4 protein-coding genes are annotated in these 4,624 nt (G+C 59.2%); all 4 read right to left on the bottom strand.

Annotation, left to right across the window (positions count from 1 at the left end; translation table 11 throughout):
* The coding region (locus ABYV26_RS21355) for an MnhB domain-containing protein (protein WP_372683383.1) at nucleotides 1–127 on the bottom strand (127 nt) is incomplete at its 3' end.
* Between the two features lie 8 nt (nucleotides 128–135).
* The gene (gene mbhE, locus ABYV26_RS21350; protein WP_372683382.1) at nucleotides 136–2,382 is read right to left on the bottom strand and encodes a hydrogen gas-evolving membrane-bound hydrogenase subunit E; all 2,247 of its coding nucleotides are present in this window, start codon (nucleotides 2,380–2,382) and stop codon (nucleotides 136–138) included.
* 83 nt (nucleotides 2,383–2,465) lie between these two features.
* The gene (locus tag ABYV26_RS21345) at nucleotides 2,466–3,293 is read right to left on the bottom strand and encodes a universal stress protein (protein ID WP_372683381.1); all 828 of its coding nucleotides are present in this window, start codon (nucleotides 3,291–3,293) and stop codon (nucleotides 2,466–2,468) included.
* Between the two features lie 14 nt (nucleotides 3,294–3,307).
* On the bottom strand, nucleotides 3,308–4,624 hold a 1,317-nt coding region (locus ABYV26_RS21340), incomplete at its 5' end, for a UPF0182 family protein (RefSeq protein ID WP_372683380.1).

Raw genomic sequence — 4,624 nt, 5'->3', positions numbered from 1 at the left:
CGGCCACCAGGGCAGCGGAAAAACCGCCGCCAGGTGCGTTGTGGCCGCGCAAGAGCAGGTAGACCGAGAAAACAAGAATCAATCCGACCAGGATACGATTGGCCGCGCGCAGGATGAATGACGGCATGATTAAGTTTACCTCCCTTGTCTGGCCAGCAGGGAATAACCGGCCAGACCTGCCGTGGCCACCACGACGATCTCGCCCAGGGTATCAAGGCTGCGAAAATCGACGAGAATGACGTTGACGATGTTGCGTCCGTGGGCGGCAATCGCGCTGTTTTGTTCGAAAAAAACGGTCAGCTGCCGGTCAAGTGGTCCGTCGGTGACCGCCAAGGTCAACACGGCGACCAGCGTGCCGGCGCCCACGGCGACCAGGGCATCCAACCAGCGCCCGGGTGGATGGGCCGTGGATGTTTGATCAAGCGGCGGCAGGCGCAGCAGGACGACGGCAACGATGATCAGCGTCAGGGTCTCAACCAGCAGTTGGGTCAGGGCCAGATCCGGTGCGCCGTAGACCAGAAAGATGAGTGCTGCACCGGAACCGATCACGCCCAGGGCACAAATGGCCAATATCCGTGAACGGGCCGCCATCACGACGCCAACCGCGGCCGCCATCAGGGCTACCAGCAGCCATTGGGCCATCGGCAGAACGGGCAGGCGCAGCGGACCGGGGGGTGTTGTGGCGTTCAAGATCCAGGTGCCGGCGGTGGCCAGTGTGAACACGCCGATGATCGTCAGCAGATAGCGATGCAGCGAGCCGTTTTGGAAAAAGCGGGTCAGCCTTGCAGCGGTTTGCGCCGTGGCGGTCATTCCCATTTCGTATAACCGGTCTCCATTGACGGGCAGCCTATCCACCCGTTCAGCCGTCCAGCGTCGTATCGGTCGCCTGGCCAGATAGACGCCTGAACCCAGAGTCAGGGTGAGTAGGCTCAGCAGCAGCGGTTCGTTGAATCCGTGAAACAGCTTCAGTTGAATCTGTTCGACGGTCGGATGGAATGCAAAAACAGCTGGCTCCACCAGCCAGCGTCCGACCCAGCCGGGGAATAGGCCGAAGATCAAACCCAGTGCGCCGATAGCCGCCGGGCCCAGCCACATGCCGACGGGTGCCTCGTGGGAAGGCTTGGGCGTCTGTCGCGGTCGCCCTAAAAACGGTCGGATCGCAATCATGCCGGCAACGGCGGCCATCAGGGCGTTGGACAGCACTGCCGCAGTGGTGGCAAAAACCGGGAACATCTCTTCGGTCAAGGCGCCTGCGTACATGATTTCTTTGCCGATGAACCCCAGGAACAGCGGAAAGCCAGCCATGGACATGGCTGCGGTGGCTGCGCCGAAGGTGGTGATGGGCATGCTGCGAATCAACCCGCCGATGCGCTCGATCTCGCGGGTTCCGGCCTCGTGGTCGATGATGCCAACCACTAAAAAGAGGGCGGATTTGTAAAGGGAATGAACCAGCAGAAAGGTGATCGCGGCGGTGAGTGCCGGTGTGGTCTTGCCACCCAGAAACATCACTAGGATGCCTAAAGCCATGATGGTGGTATAGGCCAGCATGCGTTTGAGATCCGACTGTCCGACAGCCAGGACGGCCCCCAGCAGTGCTGTCCCCCCGCCGACCACGACCAACGTGCCCATCCACGCCTCCGTTCCACCCAGCACCGGATGAAACCGGGCCAGCAGGTAAATGCCGGCCTTGACCATGGTTGCCGAATGCAGAAATGCGCTGATTGGCGTCGGTGCGGCCATGGCGTTGGGCAGCCAGAAATGAAACGGGAATTGGGCGGACTTGGTGAAGGCGCCGATGAGAACCATCGCGAGGACCGGCAGATAACGCGTGTGCCGCTGGAGCAGTTGGGCCTGCCCGGCCAGGTCGGATAGCCGATAGGTTCCGACGATTCCCCCGATCATCAGGAACCCGATGAGCAATACCAAACCGCCGGCGCCGGTGACCAGCAGTGCCTGACGGGCACACCTGCGGGCGCTTTCGTTGCCGTTGTCGAAGCCGATCAGCAGGTACGACAACAGCGTGGTCAGCTCCCAGAAGACGAACAGGCTGATCAGGTTATCTGCCAGCACCAGCCCCAGCATGGCCAGCAGAAACAGGTGTAGAAAGGCGAAAAATCGGGCGTAATGCCGGTGGCTGGCCATGTAGTCGGCTGAAAAAAGAACCACGAAAACACCGGTGCCGGTAATGATCAGGCCGAACAGCACACTCAATCCATCCACGGCCACGTCGAGGTTGACCCCGATTCCGGGAACCCATTTCCAAGACCAGAAAACGGCGTTGCCGTTGACTGCCGCCGGCACTTGGATGCACAATCCGGCAAAGATCATCAGCGGCAGCAGCGCCGTCAACCTGCCGATAACTATGGAATCCTTGCGCGTCATGGTTGGTATCCTATTTTAAGCGATAGCCTTCGAATCCACGGTTTTAGGATTCGCCGGCATCCTGCGCGGCGTCCGCTGATTCATTACTGGGCTAGGAACAATGGCCGGTCGGCATTTTGGATGGTGGCCAGCGCCGTGCTACCCAAAATCTTACGAAACATCAGGCTGCGAACGCTGTTACCCATGACGATGATATCCGAATCCGTTTGCCGAGCGTGGGCCAGGATGCCTGCATCGGGGTCTTCATCCACCATCCGCGTCTCGGTTTCATACCCGTGGGCGCGGCAGTATTCGGCGGCGGCAACCAACAGGTCCTTTCCCTGGGCGGTATCCGTGGAAAAATTGACGATGTCAATGTGCACATCTGGCCACAGGCGCATCTGCACGAAGCGTCGCATGGCCTTGGCCGACTCCATGGATCCACTAAAGGCTACGAGGGCTTTGCGGATGGTACGAAATTGGGGCGAGACCGCCAGAATCGGTCTGACCCCCTGGGAGACCAATCGGATCAGCGAGTCCTTTGGTTCCGCCGTGATGCCGTAATCGAACAGACTCTTTAATCCGAATATGGTTAGGTCATGATATCTCGCATGGGATATCATCAGGTCGAATGGATTGCCGGTTTCACGCTCGACGATATATTTCACACTGCCTTTTGCGCAGGCGACCTCGAACGCAGCGACGGCTTCTTCCACGCGCTCCCGGGTTACCTCGATGCGCTGCTGGGCCATGCGCTTTGCATAGGCTGCACCGCCAAGGGGCACGGGGCCGACCTTTTGCAGTCGATCCAGGTCGACGATGGTGACCCCCGTCAGGTGCGCGTCGTGGGCTTGTGCCAGTTCAACGGCTCGTTTCACGGCTACCACGGTAAACGGGGTTCCTCCGAGGCCGACAAGAATGCGTTTGGTCATGGATTCACCCTCCGTTACGTGTCAGCGGCAGCCGGGATGTTGCCGCTTTCTTTTTCCTCCGGCTCCGACGGCTGGTTTGCAGGCGCTTTCAAACGCTTCGCCGGCGCGGGTGGGGTTGTGTTTTCGTCGGCCGGCGAACCGTTGTCCATGCCGGGGCGCGGCCGTGTCTGCGCGTTCCGATCCCTGCGGACCGATTTTCGCGCCAGTTCCGCTTCCAGCATTACCGCGGCTTCCTCTAAACTGGGCGCCATGACAACGGCATCGTCCAATGCCATGATCAAGCGTTTCAGTTGCGGGATCTTCAAGGCGCCCTCCTCCTGGAGGTAAACCGGCTGGATGTAAAGCAGTGAACCGGCGGTGGGTTCGATGATCATTTTGCCCAGGAGCACTTCGGACCCTTCCTGATCCCAGAGAGTAAACTGTTCGGAGATGACGATGTCCTGGTTGACCAGGGAATGGACCTGGGCGGGACCATATACCTGCTGATTCCTTGGAAACCGGTAAGCGAATATTTTTCCATAGCTGTTGCCGTCGCTGCCGGCGATGATCAGTGCGCGAAGGTTGTCGCGGCCGAAGGGCGCCATGGGCATGAATAACAGGAAATCATCCCGGCCCGGTTCAATCAGATCCAGGGTCAGGTAGTAGGGGTTGGCCGGGACCAGATCCCGGCCCTGGGGAACTTTCGAAAATTCCCAGATATCCTCCTGACGATAGAATCGTTCCGGATCCTGCTGGTGATATTTGGCATAGACGGCGACCTGGGTCAAAAAAATATCCCGGGGGTAGCGAATGTGGTTTTTCAGGTCCGGGGGCATCTCCGCCAGCGGCCGGAAAACCCCGGGATACATACGGCGATAGGCGTTGATGATGGGGTCGGTGCTGTCGGCAACGTAGTAGACGACCTTGCCGTGGTAGGCATCCACGACGATTTTTACCGCGTTGCGAATGTAGTTGAATCCCTGCTCGACCGCCGGGGCCAGTGGATAGTTGTCGGCCGTCGTATAGGCATCCTGGATCCAGAACAGACCGTCGGCGGTCGAGACGATGTACGGATCCTCGTCGAGTTTCAGAAATGGGGTGATGTGGGTGATCCGATCCAGGATGTTGCGGCGAAAGAGCAGGCGGCTGCGATTGTTGGTCTTGGCGGTAAAGAAAATGTTGCGGTCCTTGAAATGCATGGAAAACAGCAACTTGTGCCATAGCGAATCGACGGGCACCCCGCCTTGGCCGTCGTAATGGACGATGGTTTCATCATCGCCGACCGGGGAGCCGATTTCTCCGGCATCGTTGGGCACGATCGCATAAGGTTTGTCCTCGAGCCCATAATAAAT

Origin of the sequence: Desulfosarcina sp. (genome assembly GCF_041551955.1) — a bacterium.
Lineage (GTDB): Bacteria > Desulfobacterota > Desulfobacteria > Desulfobacterales > Desulfosarcinaceae > Desulfosarcina.
This window is presented reverse-complemented; position numbering and strand designations above follow the sequence as displayed.